Below are 17,342 nucleotides of genomic sequence, written 5' to 3'. Positions count from 1 at the left end.
CAAGTGAAGGGCATTGCATGTCGACATTGATCATCCGATCGCTGCGCAAGAACTTCGGCGCGGTCGAGGTGCTGAAGGGCATCGATCTCGAAGCGCGGAACGGCGAGTTCATCGCGCTGGTCGGACCGTCCGGCTGCGGCAAGTCCACTCTGCTGGCGATGATCGCCGGGCTCGAATCTGTTACCTCCGGCGAGATCCGCATCGACGGAAGGCTGGTCAATTCGGTGCCGCCGAAGGACCGCGACATCGCCATGGTGTTCCAGTCCTACGCGCTTTACCCGACGATGACGGTGCGCGAGAACATCACCTTCGGCATGGAAAGCCGCCGCGTGCCGAAGCCGCAGCAGGACGAGGCTGTAAAACGGGTTGCCGCTTTCCTTCAGATCGAACCGCTGCTTGGCCGCAAGCCCGGACAGCTCTCGGGCGGCCAGCGCCAGCGCGTCGCCATGGGCCGGGCGCTGGTTCGCGATCCCAAACTGTTCCTGTTCGACGAGCCGCTCTCCAATCTCGATGCCAAGCTGCGCGTCGACATGCGCACCGAAATCAAGAAGCTGCATCACCGCGTCGGCAAGACAACGGTTTACGTCACCCACGACCAGGTCGAGGCGATGACGCTGGCGTCGCGCATCGCCGTGATGCACCAGGGCGAGGTCCAGCAATTCGACGATCCGGCCACGATCTACAACCGTCCGGCCAACATGTTCGTCGCCGGCTTCATGGGCTCGCCGGCGATGAATTTTTTGGCCGCGGAACTGAGCCAGGAAGGCGGTCGCGCCACTGTTGTGTTGCAGGCCGCCGGTGGCAAGACGGCCAGCCTGCCGATCGCCCAGGCGCTCCCATCCGACACGCCGCGACAAATCATTCTCGGCATCCGGCCGGAGCACATCTACCGCTTCGATCCGGATCTTGCGCGCCGCAAGCCGGGCATCGCGCAAATCGATGCCGTGGTCGAACTGGTCGAGCCGACAGGCGCGGAGACCATGGCCGTCCTGGGCCTGGGCGGCAAGGAGATCACCGGCCGTTTCGACCCCGACGGCACGCCGCTTGTGGGCGAGATGGTGACGCTCGGCATCGACATGGCGCGGGCGTGCCTGTTCGACCCGACGACCCAACGCCTGATCTGACCCGATCTGACCGAAGCTTGATCTGAAAAGAGTTCCGCCTTGTCCTTCGCCACCTATCCGAGCCTGTCCGAGCGTGTCGTGCTGATCACCGGCGGTGCGTCGGGCATCGGCGCCGACACGGTCCGCGCCTTCGCCGCCAATGGCGCACGAGTGGCGTTTCTTGATCTGCAGCAGGAGGCCGGCGAGGCGCTCGCGCGGGAACTCGCCGCCGCGGCAGCGCACGCGCCCCTGTTCCTGCGCTGCGATGTGACCGATATCCCCGCCCTCCAGTCCGCGATCGGCACGGTGCGCGACCGCCTCGGGCCTGTCGCAGTGCTGGTCAACAACGCCGCCGATGACAATCGCCAGCCGGTCGCCGACGTGACCCAGGCGACATGGGACCATGCCCAGGATGTGAACCTCAGGCACCACTTCTTTGCCGCCCAGGCCGTGCATCCGCACATGAAGGAAGTGGGCTTTGGTTCGATCGTCAATTTTTCCTCGATCGCCTGGCGTTTCGGCGCCTCAGAGATGGCGCCCTATGCGGCGGCCAAGGCTGCGGTGGTCGGGCTGACCTTCGCGCTGGCGCGGGCGTTTGGCCCCGACAACATCCGCGTCAACGCCATCGAGCCGGGCGCCGTCATCACCAACCGGCAGCGGGAGCTTTGGTACAAGACCCAAGGTTCGGTCGACCAGGTCGTGCAGCGCCAGGTGATCCGCAAGGTTCTGCTCGGCGAGGAGATCGCGCGCACGGTGCTGTTCCTCGCCGCCGACGACAGCCGCATGATCACCAAGCAGTCGATCACCGTGGATGCCGGCCTGAGATGACCACACCTGACTCAAAGGATCGCTTCATGCTCGAGGTCGGCCTGAACCCCTACGGCCTGACCTATCATCTCGGCCTCCAGGGCCGCGGCACGCCACGCGCCAATCCTAGACCTGCGGGGCTCGAAGGTTTCATCGCGCTCGCGACCGATCTCGGCGCGCGCGTGCTGGAGATCTGGGTGCCATGGCTGAGCGAGCTTTCCGACGACGCGGTGATCGCGCTGCGCGAACGGCTCGCCGGCCTTGGCATCACGCCGGTCGTCAGCGGCGGCCTGCTGGTGGGCGAACCGCTCGACGATGCGTTTCGGGCCGCGCGCCTGCTCAAGGCCAAAATCATCCGGACGGCGCTGACGCCGGTTCTCTGCGGCGACCGCAACGCCGCCGGCGCAAAATGGAGCGAGTACGTCGGCATCATTCGGGGGCGATTGGTGGAATGGGGTCCCCGCGCGAATACCGAAGGGTATGTCCTTGCGATCGAAAACCACCAGGACTTTACCAGCCGGGAACTCGTCGATTTCTGCGCCCTCGGTGGTGACAGTGTGGGCGTGACCTTCGACACCGGCAACACGTTCCCGGTCGGCGAAGCGCCGCTCGATTTTACGAAGGTGATCGCCCCCTATGTCCGCCATGTCCACCTCAAGGATTACCGCGTGCAGTTCACGACCGAAGGTTACCGGCTGATCCGCTGCGCTATCGGTGACGGTGCTGTGCCGTTCGCCGAGCTGTTTGCAATTCTTGCCCAGCACCATGATCGCCTGACCGCCGTCCTCGAACCGGGCGCATTGGAGGCGCGGCATGTCCGCTATCTCAGCGACGACTGGTGGCGCGGCTATCCCCCGAAGACGGCACGCGAATTTGCCGCCTGCCTGGCGGCCGCGCAGCGCAACCGGCTGCCCGACGATGCCGACTACCGCACGCCTTGGGAGCGCGAAGCCGACGTCTCACTGGTTTCCTATGAGCTCGACATGATCCGGCGCAGCGCCGCCAACATGCGCAAATTTGGTTTGATGGAGAATATCCGATGACGGCACGTGAACTCGATGGATTGACCGCCTTCGTAACCGGCTCCGGCCGCGGCCTCGGCCGCGTGATGGCCGAGCGCCTGGCGGAACTCGGCGCCAATGTCGCGATCCACGACATGGACGAAACGGCGCCGGCCAAATACGGCGAGTTCGCCAATCTCGGCGAAGTGGTCGAGCGCCTGAAGCGGCATGGGACGAAGGTCACGTCGGTGACCGGCAACATTGGCGACCAGAAGGCGGTGGCCGAGATGAAGCGCAGGATCGAGGCCGATCTCGGCGACGTCCATGTGCTGGTCAATTGCGCTGGCGGCGACATCGGCGCCAAGGGCGGCAAGCCGAACCCGAACAACGCCCTCGACATCGAACTGGACGACATCCGCGTGCTCACCGAGAACAATCTGATCGGCACGATGCTGGTCTGCCAGGCCTTCGTGCCGCCGATGAAGCAGCGCGGCGGCGGCTCCGTCATCAACATCGCCTCCGCGGCGGCACATCTCGGCTGCTCGCCCGAGGTCGTTTACTCCACCTTGAAGGCCGCGGTCGTGCATTACACGCGCTGTCTCGCCAAGGAACTGATCGACGACGGCGTGCGCATCAATGCGGTCAGCCCAGGCGCCACGAAGACGGCACGTTTCCAGGCGACCCGCGTGGTCGATCCCGAGCGCATGGACTCGAGCAGGAAATCGCTGAACCGCTATGCCGAGCCCGAAGAGATCGCCGAGGCGGTGGCGTTTCTGGCTGGCCCGCGGGCGCGGTTTATCAATGGGCAGGTGCTCCGCGTCGATGGCGGGTTTACGATCTTTCCGGGGTGATGGGGCGGGCCTCGAATTTCAATTTCGGGGCCGAAAGCGGAAGGTCCGTTGTCGGGATTCCTGGGTCAAATTGCCCCCTCACGCCTCGAGCTTTTCGCAGCGTCAAAACGGCTGTGGAGGGATTGGCAGGCTATACCGCTGACGAAGCGCACATGTGACCCACCGAGGATAAGTAACCCCGCTTGGTCACGCGGGCGCTGCCGACCGGTTGGTCGAAACTGGCGCTGGTACTCGCTATTCACGAAATTGCCGATCACCCTGACGAGGTCCACTAAGCAATGGTGAACGTCATTTCTGAAGTCGCAAGCAACTCGGCCGCCCTACTCCATTGAGGTCAGCCATGCCTTCGCGGAGCCGACGCAATCTCTGCTGGAGCCTGCATGCTTCTTCAGGCGCAAGCGCTGTGTCTCAGTGCGGCATGAATCCTTTTCTCAGCCAAGCCAATATCTTGCTCCCATTGAGGACCCTGCGGACACGTCCGGCGGCCCAGCCAGCCTGCATGGTGGCGCCGGTGTGGCAACTGCAGACGATCTCATGCAACTGCCAATCGGAGAGTTCGAAGAAGCGTCTGGCTTCCCCGTAGGTATCCGATTGCATGCCCGATGCACGCAGCAGTGGATCGTCAAAGGCGACACTGATCGCCGATCCGACCGCGCGCGCTTCTCCGCGGACAGAGGGATGCAGATGCTCAGTCCCGGTGAGAGCCACAAGGGAGCGCGTCGGATTTCGATAGAGCAGTTCCGCCCACCGCTCTATCCGTTGCGTCCTTGTAGCCAGCAGAGCCGGCGATAGTGGACTGATGTCCGCGACTGACTGGAGTTGATCGAGTGTCTGGTGCTTCATGACTGCCTCCTGTTGGCCGTTCCAATCCCTAGGCCTTTGCTGCAGGATTGGCTCACACGCTAAGCCGCCTCGTAAAGGAGCGGCGGCCGATCAGGTGTTGCCACCAATCGCCCACAGGCACCACGCGGCGGCATCTGCAGCGACACCAACTGCATTCCTTCGCCAATGTTCCAGCGGGATGAAAAAAACTGTGCGGCCGGCCGACCCGACGGACCCGGCTGGCGCACGCAGGATCCTGAACTGCTGGACGATGATGACGCAGGCCCGGAAAGGCGGCTAGGTTGGACCTTGCTTTTCAGGCTTGACCATGATGTTTCACTACCCGCTCGGTCATCGGGAAGGCCGGGAGCAGAGCCGCTGGCGGCAACGATGAGTTGCGGACGAGGTCGGGCGGTGGAGGACGACGCCCTTGGGCCGCCAGGTCACTGAAGGACCAACCCAAGCGGCGCTTCGGGCGTAAAAGCGATGTCCTTGTAGGTCTGCAATGTCTGCTTATGGAGGAACGGCGGCAAGGCCTCTTTGACCGGCATAGGGCGCATTGCTGACCGGCAGATTTTGGGCCGACAGCAGACCCTCTGCTGCTTGGGTACCCAGCACGCAAGCTGACATGTGAGACCTCGGCGCGAAGGCCGGGACCAGGCCCTCTCCAGGTTCGCATGTTGGCGCTGAAGCGCCTTATCGTTCAGCCTCGCGGCACATAGATCATATGAACCGTATCGTCATCGATCAATGTGCTCGACACCAGTTGCAGCGCAGGCCTTGCCTCGTGGAAGAAAGGCTTGCCTTTGCCGAGCACGAACGGCCTCACGTGCAGGTGATACTCCTCGATCAGCCCCAGCCTGGTCATAAGGCCGGCCAGTTCCGGACCGGAAACGCTCAGGGTACCCTCCGTGCGGGCCGCGATCTCGCGAATCTGCGCTTCAATATCGCCGGAGATGAGGGTGGCGTTTGGGCCTACCCGTGAAAGTGTGCGCGAAACGACCCATTTGGGCAGCTTGCGCCAGAGTGTCGCGAACTGGCGAAGCGGAGCGTCCCATTCCGCGTGATCATCGTCCCAATAGCGCATGACCTCGTACATCCGGCGGCCATACACAGCGCCGGTATGGTTGCGAATCGTCTCGATCCAGTACTCGAAGTGCTTCTGGCTTGGTGCGCCCATGACCAGATTTCCGGCAAGGTCATCGACATAGCCATCGATGGAGACGTTCATTCCCAAGATAAGTTTGGCCATAAGCAGCGCCTTCACATAGTCGGTTCACGGATTAACCGCTTGTAATTTGCAAGCAGTCAGACGCTATAGCAACTGATTGCAAATCGCAAGTAGCATAGAAAGAAGCGTTCGTGCCGCAAACGAGCCCTGCCTTGTCCCATCAACCCTGCATCCGTCCCGGCTATCGCCCTCTACGCCTGCCTTCCCGAATCAAGCTGCACCCCAAGTCGCTCGTTCCGTCTCCACCGCACCACGGCGCGATAGCTGGTATGATCGACCGGCACGTGAAGCACGAAACGGTCGGGGATTGCGATATCGGCCTTCACCCGCAGCTCCGCACCGTGGGCGTGCTGGTTACAAACCAGACAATTGATACTGGCGTCGCCAACGCGGATTGTCGCTTCCTTCAGAACAAGATCACGGATATGCGACCGTCGCTCTATCGGTGGGTCAGCCGGCATTGCCTTATCCCTCTGATTTGACGACCTGAAACTCTTCTGAACCCGGAATGGAAAGCGCGCTACCGGCCCAGCGGTTGCCTCGAAAGACTGACGAGCTCGGCTTCGTCGACCACGCCGGCCATATAGTTCGCGATAATCCGGGATGCGATGGCGTCGCGTGCTTCGGGCGACTGACCGTCGCGCTTAAGCTGCTCGAATACACGGCCCAACAGCTCGAGTTCGGATGGCTGCAAAACGCCGGCCTCGGTGGCTTTGCGTCGAATGGGCATTTGTGATCCTCCACTACGGTCAACAACATACGACCGCGGCAGGGAAACTCAACTCACCTGTCGAGGGCGCCGCGCAGGCGGCGGCGACCACAAATCCCGTTTTCGAAACGCGACGCCCTCAGCCGGCGGCCTCAGCCGCCTTGCGCCGCGCGTCGCTGACCGTCAGCCAGACTGCCGAGACCAGGAAGTAGAAGGCGCCGAACGCGGCATAGGGCGCGACATCGGTGATCCCGACCGTCGCATCGCTGCCCGCCATCTTCACGAAAAAGATGCCGGCGAGCGCCGACTGGGCGCCGCTCAGCACCATTGCCCACTGCGCGCCGGACTTCCAGCGCCGGACCGCGGTTGCCAGCTGAAAGAGGCCCGACAGGACCGCCCAGACGCCGAACACCGCGAGCACCGCATTCATGCTTTTGCCCAGAGCAATGGCGACCGCCGCCGTGGTGATGATGCTGATGACGAAGTTCAGCAGCTGCGTTTTGTTGCGGCTTAGCCCACCGCTGCGCTGGGCGTCGACGAAATTGGCCAGCGCATCCCAGGCGGGATAGGCGACCAGCATGATGGCTGCCAGGGACGGCATTGTGCTGGCGACGGTAAAGGCCAGCAGCACCCAGGCGGCCGCCACGGCAAAGCGTATGAAATAGTAGCTCTTGAGCCATGAGGATTGGTTGGCTTCATTCGTCTTGGCAAGCATTTTCGGATTTCCCTTTTTGTGTTTACCTACTAGAAGGTAGGCATGATGGACGCGTCGAGGGAATTCGGTGAAGGGGCTCGCCGCCCCTGTCGCGCAAATTCCTGTTAGTGAACCTTCCGAGACAGACGCTGCACGGTTGGCGTCAGAATGGTGCCGAACATGGCGGGGTTGCCATAGGCGCGCGCGGACAGCATGGCGCCATGAACGGTCGCCATGAAGGTCTCGGCCTCCAGCTCCGCCGAGCCTGCAAATCCGAGAATCCCCTGCTCGGCGCCGTGCTCCATGACCCTGGTCAACCAGGACGACAGAAACCTGAAGTAAGCCCGCACTTCGACGGCAATTTCAGCCGGGAGCGCAGGGAGTTCGCTGGCAAGCAGCGCGCAGACGCAAAACGGGACGCTCGCATCTTCAATGCATTTTGCCCAGTAGTCGGCATAGGTTTGAAGCAGTGCAAGCGGGTCCGAGAGTTTACTTTCCAGATCTGCCATGCCGGCCTCGGTACGCTCGCGATGGCGCGCCACAAGCGTGCGGACAAGGTCGACCTTGCTGGGGAAATGATGGTGGATGCTCGCCTTGCGGATCCCCACCTCGCCGGCGATATCGGCATAACTGAATCCGTTGTAGCCGCCGGCCACGATGAAGTTTCGCGCGGACGCCAGAATCTGATCGGAGGTCGCCACAAGGTTGCTCATGGCGTTTACCTACCTACTAGTAGGACAGCTGTCAACACCGAATTTCCGAGCGGGAGTTTTTCACTCAAGCGATACTGATCTGGCGTCCATAAATACAAAGCCCGCCAGCAAAGCCGGCGGGCGCAATAGTCATAAGATACGCCACTAGAACCAGCTTCGGTCGCGTTCCTGGCTTTGCCCGAGCAGCATGCCGATCAATAACCCGGCAATGCCGCCAAGCACGAAAGCGCTGCTGATGGTGCCGGGATTTTGCTGGACGGCTTCGGACACCGTCTGCGCCTGCGATCTCAGCTGCTGCGTTGCCCGTGCCGCGCGCTCGGTCGCGCTGCCGTACCAGCCGCCGGCTTCGCCGACGGCATCTTCTGCACGCTCGGCAAGCGTCCGGTTGATCTTGCTGATCTCGCGCCTCAGCGATGCGACCTGCTTCTCCAGGGCCTCCTGGGCCTCTCGGGCGGAAATCTTCGGGGTGTCCTTCGGGGTTTCCTTCGCGGTATCCTTCGGGGTGTCCTTCGGGGTGTCGTTCTCGGCCATGGCTGTTCCTCTCGTTGAGGCAGGGGGAACGGCCAACGGACAAGGATGGTTCCGCCGCCTGCGCTCACAGTCATTCACCCGGCCGGCCGCCAACTTTGGGAACACTCTCCCGATCCAACGGTTGTGGCTGATGGAGGGCACGCATTTGTCGAATCGATCGAGCCATGCTGAAACGCTGCGGACGGTCTCCGATCTGCTCCACCGCGCCCGCCGTGTCATTCGCGACGGCGGCCATGCGGCGGCGATGTTCGAAATAGACACGCTGCTGCAGGTCGCCCAGACAGAGGTTGCGCGCCGCCTCGAACGCAACGATCGCTGAACCTCGATAGTTCACCGCGGGCGGTGTTCACTTGCCGGCGGCGAAGGGCCTCGTTTCCCTTTTTGATCGACTTGCAAGGCGCCCATCGAGCGGGTCGCCGTCCTCAGCGTCGGCATGGCAAAGGCGCAAAAAGCCGAGGATGAGGGGCCATCATCGCGGCATCGACCCTCCCGGTTATAACGCTTGGGCGGCGGAACAAAGCTTGGCCGCACTGGTTAGGCTCACAGCACGATGTGTGCCCCAACGAGGATTTCTGTCCATGAAAACACGTGTTCTTCTAGCTTCGCTGGCCACCGCCACAGCCATGGTCTTCGCCCTGCCCGCCTTCGCCGCCGACAGTGCTCAGGACTTTGTCGACAAGGCTGCCATCGGCGGCCTGTTCGAAGTGGACTCCAGCAAGATCGCAGAAGGCAAGGCCCAGGATCAAGGCGTCAAGGATTTCGCCAAGAAGATGATCGACGATCACGGCGCCGCCAACGCCAAGCTTGCGACCATCGCCGGCGAACAGAAGCTGAAAGTGCCGACGGAGCTGGACGCCAAGCACAAGGCCGATCTGGAGGCTCTGCAGAATGCCAACGATGCCGTCGACAAGCCCTATGTCCAGATGCAGCGCGATGCGCATTCGGAGGCGGTCACGCTGTTCGAGAGCTACGCCAAGGACGGCGACAACGCGCAGCTGAAGACCTTCGCCTCCGAGACCTTGCCGACGCTCAAAATGCATCAGGAAATGGTCGAGAAGATCGCTTCCGCCGACAATGCATCGTCGACCACCAGCTCCACCACCCCGGCCGTGAGCACGACCGACACCACCAATTCGGCCGCCCCGGTCCCGGGTGCCAACAGCTTCACCGAGGATCAGGCGAAGAGCCGCATTCAGGATGCCGGCTTCTCCGGCGTGTCCAAGCTGACCAAAGACGACCAGGGCATCTGGCGCGGTCAGGCCACCAAGGATGGCAAGACCACGACCGTGGCGCTCGATTATCAGGGCAACGTCGTTGCCGGCGCCAACTGAACCTCTGAACCAGATCGAGGAGATCAAGACCATGAAAACCGTAACCGGACTTTTCGACAACTACGATGATGCCTCCGATGCCGTCGGCGAACTGGAGGCAATCGGCGTGCCGCAGGCCGACATCAGCATCGTCGCCAACAATTCGGACGACTGGTACGACGATGGCGACACCTCCAACGCCGCCGAGGATGCAGCCGGCGGCGCCGGTCTCGGAGCCGTCATTGGCGGCGCCGGCGGGCTTCTGACAGGGCTCGGCATCATGGCCATTCCGGGCGTCGGTCCGGTCGTGGCCGCAGGATGGCTGGCCGCCACCGCGGTCGGCGCCGTTGGCGGCGCGGTCGTCGGGGGCGCTGCCGGCGGCATCGTCGGGGCGCTGACCGAGTCAGGCGTCCCCGAAAGGGATGCGCATGTCTATGCGGAGGGCGTTCGCCGCGGTGGCACGATGGTGACCGCCAGGGTCAGTGACGAACTCGCCGACGAGGCCGAGCGTATTCTTGGCGAGTCCAACTCGGTCGATCTGCAAGACCGCCGACGCGCCTATGAAGCCGGTGGCTGGACCGGCTTCGATGCCAATGCCGACCCCTACACCGACATCGAGGCCGAGCGCGACAGAACGCGCAACGCCAGCCCACTCTGATCATCGAGCCCCGTCGCCGTACGGCGGCGGGGCCGAAGGTGCTGTCGGCGCACTGCAAGCGACGTTCAGATTCGGCCATAAGGGGCGGGTTCTATTCGGACCTGCCCCTTTTCGCTGTTGCCTTGGCTTGACCGGCTCTTGCCGTGTTAGCATCGAACCAACGAAACCAGCCCAGGAAAACATGTGCCCGTCCCCGCAACTGATTGCCGAATGGCCGTTGTCGCCGTCAGCGACACTCGGGTCCGCCGTGCGCTCCAAGGGGATCGAACGTGAAGTCAGAGCCCGACTGCCATGGGCAGTCAGGAAGCACGTCAAGGCCGAGACGGGCCGCATCGCATTGCGAATGTCGAGATCCGAAGCGGAAGCGTTCAAGGCCGCCTCTGCCAATATCTCCAAAACACTGGAGGGAGTGGAAGCGCTGCCTGTGCTTCCACGCGAGGTCGAGGATATCCTTACGATCTCTTCGCGCGAGCGCCACAAATGGCTCAAGGACGGTCGGCTGCAAAGCACCGGCACACGCACCGTCAAGATGCGTGGGCGATCAAAGTCTGTCACCTTCCACGTTTTCGACCCGCGCCACATCGAGGACGTCCTGGACCGCGATCTGGCAACCGTCTGGAGCGAGCAGGATGTCCAGGCGGTCGCCGAGAACAGGCGGCGCGGTGCGGGCAAGGCCGCGCTGACGCGCGCGGGAAAGGGCACCGGCCGGGCTCGCACTGCGAGGAAGGCCCGGAACACGGACGGCCCGGCGCCCGGATTGAAGGGCTGGGATGCGTTCGAGGACGAAGGCCTGCTGCGATAATGATGCTGGCGCTTGCCCTTGTATTTTGGGCGTGTGCGGGGCGAGCCTCAGCCTCAGCGCATCAATCCCGCTGCCCTGAGCGCGTCCTCGATGACCTTGGTAATCCCGCCCGCCGGACCGCTTGGCGGATTGACAGGCTCCGGGGCCGGATCGACACGGACAGCTCGCGGTTTTTCCTTCGGCGAGAAAGGCTGCAATGCAGTGCCTGAAGCGGCCTCGGCTTTCGCCGCGCGTCGTACGTCTGGCTTCGTCAGCCCCCAGAAACGGGCGATGTGGCGCGTCGAGGAAATCCCGACATCCAGCATGAACGGCCCTGCTTTGCCGAGAGCATTGTCGCCGCTCGCCTGCAATGGCGTGCCATGGCCCATGCCGGCAATGCTGTATGCCTCGACCACGTCGCGGCCTTTGCCATCGCACCAGACTTTTCGGCCCTGACCGTCGACCTTTTCCGTGCGTGTCGGCGCTTGAGCGAGGCCGTGCACGCCCTGCCATTGCGCCAGCACCGCGTCGGCATTGGAAGGCACCACGGTCGTATCGGCCGAGCCCTGCCAGACCGAAATCCTCGGCCACGGCCCCTTGTGCGGCGAAGCTTCCCGCAACAGACGCTGCAGGTCGCTTCTGGACGGTCCGCCATGGCCACGCATGCGGTCGAAGGCTTCGGGGATGGTCGAGGCGCTGCCATAGGCAAGCCCGGCAATGATCGCGCCACCGGCAAACACGTCCGGGTAGGTCGCCAGCATCACCGCCGCCATGGCGCCGCCGGCGGAAAGACCGGTGACGAATATCCGCTTGCGGTCGAGACCGTGGGTGACCACCGCCGCCTCGATCATCTGGCGGATGGACAGTGCCTCGCCGCTGTCGCGGCTTACATCGCCCGGCACGAACCAGTTGAAGCAAAGATTGGCGTTGTTGGCGCGCTGCTGCTCGGGGAAAAGCACGACAAAACCCTGCTCGTCGGCGAGCTCGGTCCAGCCGGAACCATGATCGTACGCGGCTGCAGTCTGGGTACAGCCATGCAGCACCACGACCAGCGCCGCCTGCTTCGGCAGGTTTTCAGGGAGATAAAACCGCGCGCGCAAGGCGCCGGGATTGGACCCGAACCCTGTCATCTCGGACAGGTGGTCGTCCTTGCTCAGCCCTGCACCGGCTGGCCGGCCGCGCATCGCGCTCAGCCGGGCGATCGTATCGGATATGTCTCGCAAATCGCTATCCTTGCGCGCCGGAATGGGCAGACTCGTGCACACAACGCACACGCAGCAATATCGTTGCTGCACTGCACAATAACAAGCGGCGCGACCGATTAAATGACCCGGTGGATCACAGGATCCGCTGCACAGCTTGTAACGATGAGCGCAATTTGCGCCCGGCCGACCTCTTGTCAGTCAGCCGGTCGAGGCCGGCAGGCGCTGGTTACCAGCGCTGATGCACGTAGGGCTTGATGTTCTCATCATAGACCGCCTTCACCTTGGCCATCAACTCGGAGGAAAACGGCGCAAGCTCCGCCGCTTCCGCATTGGAAACCGCCTGCGCCGGATTGCGGGCGCCGGGAATGACAACCGTCACAGCGTCGAACATCAGGATCCAGCGCAGAGCGAATTTCGCCATGGTGGTGTCGCCTGACACCAGCGGCCGCACCTTCTCGACCGCCGCCAGCCCGACCTCATAGGGCACGCCCGAAAACGTCTCGCCGACATCGAAGGCTTCGCCATTCCTGTTGAACAGGCGATGGTCGGTGGTCTCGAACTTGGTGTCCGCCCTGAACTTGCCGGACAGCAGGCCGCTGGCCAGCGGCACGCGGGCGATGACGGCGACATCGTTCTTTTTCGCCTGGTCGAAGAACAGCTCGGTCGGGCGCTGGCGGAAGGCGTTGAAGATGATCTGCACGCTGACGACGCCGGGATATTGCATCGCCTTCAGCGCCTCTTCGACGCGCTCGACGCTGACCCCGTAATTGCGGATCTTGCCCTGCTCGGTGAGCTTGTCGAGACGCTCGAACACTTCCGGGTGGTAATAGAGATCGGTCGGCGGGCAATGCAGCTGCAGCAGGTCGAGCGTGTCGGTCTCGAGGTATTTCAGGCTGCGGTCGATCCAGCCGGTAAGGTTCTCGACGCTGTAGCCCTCGACCGTCTGCTTCGGCAGCCGCCGTCCGGCCTTGGTGGCGATGAACGGGCGCGCGCCGCCGCGTTCCTTCATCACCCGCGCGATCAGCTTTTCCGAACGGCCGTCGCCATAGACGTCGGCGGTGTCGAGGAAGCTGACGCCGGCATCGAGCGCGGCATGCAGGCTGCGACCGCATCGTCATCATTGACCTCGCCCCAGGCGGCGCCGATCGCCCACGCGCCGAAGCCGATCTCGCTGACTGATCTGCCGGTACGACCAAATTTCCGTGACTGCATCTCGCTGTTCCTGACTGCGGCTTCGCCGGCAATGCCGGCTGCATGATTCCGCTTTTTCGGGGAGCCTCATATCGCATGGCAACGCGATTGACATCCCTCTTCGTTGGATTTACCAGATTACAGGGTTGTATGACAACCTGGTAAGAAGGCAACGATTTCGAGTCGGGAGGAACATGTCGCTGATGCGCCAACTTTATCTCGGCGGGGTCGCCGGATGAGCAGTCCGTCAACAGTGGTTGGCTCCCTAATCGTGAACAGCCTTGTCGCGCAGATCCTCGAAGCGGGCATAGCTTTTGGTCAGATGGCTGCGCATGGCGCGGCGCGCGGCGTTGACGTCCCTGGCTTCGATGGCCCCGAGAATGGCGCGATGCTCGCGCTGCATGCGGTCGAGATATTTTTCCCGCTCATCCTCGGTCATGCGGTCGAGCCGCGTCCAATGGCGCGGTACCATGGCGCTGCCGAACGTGTCGAACAACCGGGTGAAATTCGGGTTCTGCGTCGCCGCCAGAATGGCGCGGTGGAAACCAAAATCCTCTTCCGAGCCGGAGCCGCCGGCGCGCACCGCCGCGTCCAGCGCGTCGAGCCGCGCGCTCATCTGTTGAAGCGCCGCCTCGCTGCGCCGTTGGGCCGCAAGGCCGGTCGCTTCCACCTCGATGCCCATGCGCAGTTCGAGCACGCGCAGCACCTCGTCGATCGATTCGAGATCGTCGGGCAGCACGGAAAACGTCTTCGGCGGCGGATCCTTGGCGACGAAGGCGCCGAGCCCCTGGCGCGTGGTGATCAGCCCGCGCGCACGCAGCGCCGCCAGCGCCTCGCGCACCACGGTGCGGCTGACGCCTGTGGCAGCAACAATCTCCTGCTCGGTCGGCAGCCGCTGCCCCGGCGCAAGGTCACCGGATTCGATCTGCGCGATCAGCGTGTTGACCAGACCCGTCCGCAGGTTGGGCGCCTGCGGTATGGCGTCGAAAGTCATGGGCTCCGCCATCAGCGCGACTCCGGTTCGATTCTTGTTCAAAGAATTGCATCGACGGGTGCCCGCCGCAAGGTGACGAAAGTTCGGCCCGCTGGCACGAGCCATGGGAGGATTGCATGAAAGAACGCATCGGCTTCATCGGCCTGGGCAGCATGGGCGCCGGCATGGCCGACAATCTGCTGCGCAAAGGCTGGCCGCTGACGGTGCATGTCCACCGCAGCCGCACCGCAGCCGACCGGCTGATTGCGGCCGGTGCCACTGAAGCGGCCAGCCCGCGCGACCTCGCCGCTGCCTGCGACATCGTCATCCTGTGCGTCACCGGCTCGCGCGAGGTCGAGGCACTGGTCAAGGGCCCGGACGGACTGGCCTCGGCCAAGACGCCGCTGCTGATCATCGACTGCTCGACCTCCAACCCGTCATCGACGACAGCGCTTGCCGCCGACCTCGCGGAGCAGGGCATGACGCTGATCGACGCGCCGCTGGCGCGCACGCCCAAGGAAGCCACCGAGGGCAAGCTCGACGTCATGGTCGGCGGTACGGCCGAGATCGTCGCCCGAGCGCGGCCGGTGCTCGAAGCCTTCGCCGCGCGTGTCGTCCACACCGGCCCGACCGGCAGCGGCCACACCATGAAGCTGCTTAACAATTTCGTTTCGATGGGCTATTCCGCGATCTATTCGGAAGCGCTGAGCCTCGGCGCCAAGGCCGGGCTGACGCCGCAGGTCTTCAACAGTGTCATCTCCGGCAGCCGCATGGATTGCGGCTTCTACCAGGCCTTCTTCGACTTCGTCCTCAACCGCAACGAAAACGCCCAACGCTTCGCCATCGCCAATGCGCTGAAGGACATGACCTACCTCGCCTCCTTCGCCCAGGCCGCCGGCATCGCCAACCCGATCGGCGCCGCGGTGCGCAACGGCTTTGCCACTGCCGTCACGACAGGTCATGGCGAGAAGTTCGTGCCGGCGCTGTCGGATATTGTGGCGGGGTTGAACGGGGTGTCGCTGGTGGAGCCGGCGGGGTAAAACCTCGTACGGCGCTCCCCAAATGGGCGCTTTCTGGCGGCAGCGGAGGTGATGCACAAGAGCATCGTCGGTCCGTTCCTAGCGTACCCGAGTGAGCACTACCGCGCTTCGTGAGGTCCACGAACCGCTGTTGAAAGCGATTGTGACAAGAAGGCTGAGTTCATCCAACGGAACGGGACAGGACCGGTGCAACTGCGTGAGAAGCCGTCGAGCTAACAAGCGCATTGCGCTAGCCCACAAACCACGTCAGCCCCAGAAGCAACATGCCGAACGCGACCACACAGTCGAGAATCCTCACCTGCCGAACACCGATTAGAGCCAGCCCGGTGCCAAGAAGCCCGCCGATCGTTCCCGTAAGTATCAACTGGGTCATGCTGCCTCCGACATTCGAACCGTAGCACAATGCCCGTAACATGCCCAGCGCAGCGCGGGAATCTCAGGTGTAGCTGCTACCTATTACCGAATTTTTTCCAGGCCGCGACCTCTGCGATAGCGATTCCTCGCCCTCATAGTGGGGAGAGGTGGCTCGGCGAAACCGAGACGGAGAGGAGGCCAGCGCTGACATGTGCTATGGGCGCGATTGGAGGGCGCGGGCCGAAACCGCTATCCCGAAACCTCCTTGCGGAGAAACCTTCCACAGTCATGAATTGCCCGCGCCCAGCACCGATCCCTCCATGTCAAACCGCAAGATCGGTCGAGCGCGACATGTCCGGAACCGCCTATCTGGTGTCGCCACGCAGGACGAGACGTTTGATGACGCCACTTGAAAACTACCAAGCCCGGATGCAGAGGGTGCTGGACCACATAGACCAGCATCTGGACGACGATCTGGGCCTGGAGGCGCTAAGCGGCGTCGCGGCGTTCTCGAAATTCCATTTCCACCGGCAGTTCACATCAACCCTCGGGCTGTCCGTGCATCGCTATGTCCAGCTCGCCCGCCTGAAGCGCGCTTCTTACAGGCTTGCCGAGAGCGACGCCCAAAGCGTCACCGACATAGCGATGGATGCCGGTTACGACGCACCGGATGCCTTCGCCCGCGCCTTTCGGCAACGGTTCGGACAATCGCCTTCGTCGTTCCGGAAGTCCCCCGACTGGGGGGCGTGGCTCATGGCCTTCGGGCCGCTCGACAAAGCAAGGACCACGCTCATGCAGATAATCTTCGAACCCGCCGACGTCATGACCCGCGATGTGCCGCCGACGCCGGTGGCGATCATGGAGCATCGCGGCGACCGGGCGACGCTCCAGGACACCATCCAGCGCTTCATCGCCTGGCGCAAGGTCGCCGGCCTGTCGCCCGAGACAAGCCCGACCTTCAACATCTTCCGTTCCGAAAGGGAGCCGGCGAACCCGGCCGATTACAGCATGGACATTTGTGCCGGAACCGACCTGCCGGTAGAAGGCGGGCCGATCGAGGACGCGCAGATGAAGGCCGGCGTGATCCCCGGCGGACGCTGCGCGGTGCTGCGCTATCCCGGCAACACCAACAATCTCGAGCCCGCAGCGCTCTACCTCTACCGCGAATGGCTTCCGGCCAGCGGCGAGGAGGCGCGCGACTTTCCGATCTATTGCCAGCGACACTTTTCGTCGAACGGACCGGTGCGCGAGGTGGTGCTTGAGCTGTTTTTGCCGCTGAAATAGCGCGGTGGGTGGCGGCCTATCTCCGGCCCTGAGCTGGTTGAGCCGACGACCGAGTGAAATCTGATATGGCGCTCCCCCACTCCG

Annotated in this window: 20 protein-coding genes and 1 pseudogene; 10 read left to right on the top strand and 11 right to left on the bottom strand. The window is 63.3% G+C overall.

The genetic code is table 11. From position 1 onward, the window contains the following. Positions 1–17: 17 nt before the first annotated feature. From NLY42_RS12885 to NLY42_RS12870, 4 genes are read left to right on the top strand one after another with little or no spacing between them, the layout of a single operon-like run. The gene (locus tag NLY42_RS12885) at positions 18–1,124 is read left to right on the top strand and encodes an ABC transporter ATP-binding protein (protein ID WP_023754309.1); all 1,107 of its coding nucleotides are present in this window, start codon (positions 18–20) and stop codon (positions 1,122–1,124) included. Positions 1,125–1,163: 39 nt separating this feature from the next. Further along, positions 1,164–1,931: an SDR family NAD(P)-dependent oxidoreductase gene (locus tag NLY42_RS12880; RefSeq protein ID WP_023756461.1), complete on the top strand. Its 768-nt coding sequence runs from the start codon at positions 1,164–1,166 to the stop codon at positions 1,929–1,931. Between the two features lie 26 nt (positions 1,932–1,957). Continuing rightward, positions 1,958–2,953 carry a sugar phosphate isomerase/epimerase family protein gene (locus NLY42_RS12875; protein WP_023751366.1) on the top strand — a complete coding sequence of 332 codons (996 nt, stop codon included), beginning with the start codon at positions 1,958–1,960 and terminating at the stop codon, positions 2,951–2,953. Beyond that, positions 2,950–3,762, top strand: a complete 813-nt coding sequence (locus tag NLY42_RS12870; RefSeq protein WP_023751367.1) for an SDR family NAD(P)-dependent oxidoreductase — start codon at positions 2,950–2,952, stop codon at positions 3,760–3,762. Before NLY42_RS12875 ends, NLY42_RS12870 begins: the two co-directional genes overlap by 4 nt. Positions 3,763–4,170: 408 nt before the next feature. On the opposite strand, the gene NLY42_RS12865 is transcribed toward NLY42_RS12870, so the two are convergent. The 7 genes from NLY42_RS12865 to NLY42_RS12835 form a co-directional block, all read right to left on the bottom strand. Beyond that, on the bottom strand, positions 4,171–4,605 hold the full coding sequence (locus tag NLY42_RS12865; protein WP_023671095.1) for a hypothetical protein: 435 nt from the start codon (positions 4,603–4,605) through the stop codon (positions 4,171–4,173). 682 nt (positions 4,606–5,287) lie between these two features. Further along, positions 5,288–5,836: a dihydrofolate reductase family protein gene (locus NLY42_RS12860; RefSeq protein WP_023754306.1), complete on the bottom strand. Its 549-nt coding sequence runs from the start codon at positions 5,834–5,836 to the stop codon at positions 5,288–5,290. A gap of 170 nt (positions 5,837–6,006) precedes the next feature. After that, positions 6,007–6,276 (bottom strand): PilZ domain-containing protein, encoded by a 270-nt coding sequence (locus NLY42_RS12855; protein WP_023726509.1) that lies wholly within the window; start codon positions 6,274–6,276, stop codon positions 6,007–6,009. Between the two features lie 59 nt (positions 6,277–6,335). After that, a complete protein-coding gene (locus NLY42_RS12850) occupies positions 6,336–6,545 on the bottom strand; it encodes a hypothetical protein (RefSeq protein WP_023671091.1) in 210 nt (69 codons plus the stop codon). Positions 6,546–6,663: 118 nt separating this feature from the next. Beyond that, positions 6,664–7,239, bottom strand: a complete 576-nt coding sequence (locus tag NLY42_RS12845; RefSeq protein ID WP_023700951.1) for a DUF308 domain-containing protein — start codon at positions 7,237–7,239, stop codon at positions 6,664–6,666. Between the two features lie 104 nt (positions 7,240–7,343). After that, the gene (locus NLY42_RS12840; RefSeq protein ID WP_023710872.1) at positions 7,344–7,931 is read right to left on the bottom strand and encodes a TetR/AcrR family transcriptional regulator; all 588 of its coding nucleotides are present in this window, start codon (positions 7,929–7,931) and stop codon (positions 7,344–7,346) included. Between the two features lie 144 nt (positions 7,932–8,075). Continuing rightward, positions 8,076–8,462 carry a hypothetical protein gene (locus NLY42_RS12835; protein WP_023710871.1) on the bottom strand — a complete coding sequence of 129 codons (387 nt, stop codon included), beginning with the start codon at positions 8,460–8,462 and terminating at the stop codon, positions 8,076–8,078. 130 nt (positions 8,463–8,592) lie between these two features. On the opposite strand from NLY42_RS12835, the gene NLY42_RS12830 reads away from it, so the two are divergent. The 4 genes from NLY42_RS12830 (at position 8,593) to NLY42_RS12815 (ending at position 11,232) form a co-directional block, all read left to right on the top strand. Beyond that, positions 8,593–8,781, top strand: a complete 189-nt coding sequence (locus NLY42_RS12830; protein WP_023671089.1) for a hypothetical protein — start codon at positions 8,593–8,595, stop codon at positions 8,779–8,781. A gap of 259 nt (positions 8,782–9,040) precedes the next feature. Beyond that, on the top strand, positions 9,041–9,793 hold the full coding sequence (locus NLY42_RS12825; protein WP_023733543.1) for a DUF4142 domain-containing protein: 753 nt from the start codon (positions 9,041–9,043) through the stop codon (positions 9,791–9,793). A 31-nt stretch (positions 9,794–9,824) separates the two neighbouring features. Beyond that, complete coding sequence (locus tag NLY42_RS12820; RefSeq protein ID WP_023704148.1) at positions 9,825–10,430, top strand: general stress protein; 606 nt, start codon at positions 9,825–9,827, stop codon at positions 10,428–10,430. 181 nt (positions 10,431–10,611) lie between these two features. Next, positions 10,612–11,232: a hypothetical protein gene (locus NLY42_RS12815; protein ID WP_023754305.1), complete on the top strand. Its 621-nt coding sequence runs from the start codon at positions 10,612–10,614 to the stop codon at positions 11,230–11,232. A 53-nt stretch (positions 11,233–11,285) separates the two neighbouring features. On the opposite strand, the gene NLY42_RS12810 is transcribed toward NLY42_RS12815, so the two are convergent. The 3 genes and pseudogenes from NLY42_RS12810 to NLY42_RS12800 all read right to left on the bottom strand — a co-directional run bounded on the left by NLY42_RS12810 (position 11,286) and on the right by NLY42_RS12800 (position 14,613). Continuing rightward, positions 11,286–12,434: an extracellular catalytic domain type 1 short-chain-length polyhydroxyalkanoate depolymerase gene (locus NLY42_RS12810; protein ID WP_023754304.1), complete on the bottom strand. Its 1,149-nt coding sequence runs from the start codon at positions 12,432–12,434 to the stop codon at positions 11,286–11,288. A gap of 208 nt (positions 12,435–12,642) precedes the next feature. Continuing rightward, a pseudogene (locus NLY42_RS12805) lies at positions 12,643–13,628 on the bottom strand (aldo/keto reductase). A gap of 244 nt (positions 13,629–13,872) precedes the next feature. Then, entirely contained in the window at positions 13,873–14,613 is a 741-nt protein-coding gene (locus tag NLY42_RS12800) for a FadR/GntR family transcriptional regulator (protein ID WP_023737587.1), read from the bottom strand. 104 nt (positions 14,614–14,717) lie between these two features. On the opposite strand from NLY42_RS12800, the gene NLY42_RS12795 reads away from it, so the two are divergent. Continuing rightward, positions 14,718–15,620 (top strand): NAD(P)-dependent oxidoreductase, encoded by a 903-nt coding sequence (locus NLY42_RS12795; protein ID WP_023754303.1) that lies wholly within the window; start codon positions 14,718–14,720, stop codon positions 15,618–15,620. A 229-nt stretch (positions 15,621–15,849) separates the two neighbouring features. Here NLY42_RS12795 and NLY42_RS12790 read toward each other — a convergent pair whose 3' ends face one another. Beyond that, positions 15,850–15,993: a hypothetical protein gene (locus NLY42_RS12790; RefSeq protein ID WP_023756462.1), complete on the bottom strand. Its 144-nt coding sequence runs from the start codon at positions 15,991–15,993 to the stop codon at positions 15,850–15,852. Between the two features lie 380 nt (positions 15,994–16,373). Between NLY42_RS12790 and NLY42_RS12785 the strand changes: the two genes are divergently transcribed. After that, positions 16,374–17,258 (top strand): AraC family transcriptional regulator, encoded by an 885-nt coding sequence (locus NLY42_RS12785; RefSeq protein WP_031244693.1) that lies wholly within the window; start codon positions 16,374–16,376, stop codon positions 17,256–17,258. The last annotated feature ends 84 nt before the right edge of the window (positions 17,259–17,342 follow it).

Origin of the sequence: Mesorhizobium sp. C372A, assembly GCF_030323245.1 — a bacterium.
Taxonomy (GTDB): domain Bacteria; phylum Pseudomonadota; class Alphaproteobacteria; order Rhizobiales; family Rhizobiaceae; genus Mesorhizobium.
The sequence above is the reverse complement of the archived record's forward strand: the minus strand, read 5'-3'. Positions and strand labels throughout refer to the sequence as shown.

Excerpts from the sequence above, each read along its gene's own strand:
- NLY42_RS12815 (WP_023754305.1), top strand. The coding sequence starts at position 10,612 with ATGTGCCCGTCCCCGCAACTGATTGCCGAATGGCCGTTGTCGCCGTCA.
- NLY42_RS12860 (WP_023754306.1), bottom strand. The coding sequence starts at position 5,836 with ATGGCCAAACTTATCTTGGGAATGAACGTCTCCATCGATGGCTATGTC.
- NLY42_RS12885 (WP_023754309.1), top strand. The coding sequence starts at position 18 with ATGTCGACATTGATCATCCGATCGCTGCGCAAGAACTTCGGCGCGGTC.
- NLY42_RS12835 (WP_023710871.1), bottom strand. The coding sequence starts at position 8,462 with ATGGCCGAGAACGACACCCCGAAGGACACCCCGAAGGATACCGCGAAG.
- NLY42_RS12830 (WP_023671089.1), top strand. The coding sequence starts at position 8,593 with ATGGAGGGCACGCATTTGTCGAATCGATCGAGCCATGCTGAAACGCTG.
- NLY42_RS12840 (WP_023710872.1), bottom strand. The coding sequence starts at position 7,931 with ATGAGCAACCTTGTGGCGACCTCCGATCAGATTCTGGCGTCCGCGCGA.
- NLY42_RS12820 (WP_023704148.1), top strand. The coding sequence starts at position 9,825 with ATGAAAACCGTAACCGGACTTTTCGACAACTACGATGATGCCTCCGAT.
- NLY42_RS12855 (WP_023726509.1), bottom strand. The coding sequence starts at position 6,276 with ATGCCGGCTGACCCACCGATAGAGCGACGGTCGCATATCCGTGATCTT.
- NLY42_RS12785 (WP_031244693.1), top strand. The coding sequence starts at position 16,374 with ATGACGCCACTTGAAAACTACCAAGCCCGGATGCAGAGGGTGCTGGAC.
- NLY42_RS12795 (WP_023754303.1), top strand. The coding sequence starts at position 14,718 with ATGAAAGAACGCATCGGCTTCATCGGCCTGGGCAGCATGGGCGCCGGC.
- NLY42_RS12845 (WP_023700951.1), bottom strand. The coding sequence starts at position 7,239 with ATGCTTGCCAAGACGAATGAAGCCAACCAATCCTCATGGCTCAAGAGC.
- NLY42_RS12800 (WP_023737587.1), bottom strand. The coding sequence starts at position 14,613 with ATGGCGGAGCCCATGACTTTCGACGCCATACCGCAGGCGCCCAACCTG.
- NLY42_RS12790 (WP_023756462.1), bottom strand. The coding sequence starts at position 15,993 with ATGACCCAGTTGATACTTACGGGAACGATCGGCGGGCTTCTTGGCACC.
- NLY42_RS12875 (WP_023751366.1), top strand. The coding sequence starts at position 1,958 with ATGCTCGAGGTCGGCCTGAACCCCTACGGCCTGACCTATCATCTCGGC.
- NLY42_RS12870 (WP_023751367.1), top strand. The coding sequence starts at position 2,950 with ATGACGGCACGTGAACTCGATGGATTGACCGCCTTCGTAACCGGCTCC.
- NLY42_RS12850 (WP_023671091.1), bottom strand. The coding sequence starts at position 6,545 with ATGCCCATTCGACGCAAAGCCACCGAGGCCGGCGTTTTGCAGCCATCC.
- NLY42_RS12865 (WP_023671095.1), bottom strand. The coding sequence starts at position 4,605 with ATGAAGCACCAGACACTCGATCAACTCCAGTCAGTCGCGGACATCAGT.
- NLY42_RS12825 (WP_023733543.1), top strand. The coding sequence starts at position 9,041 with ATGAAAACACGTGTTCTTCTAGCTTCGCTGGCCACCGCCACAGCCATG.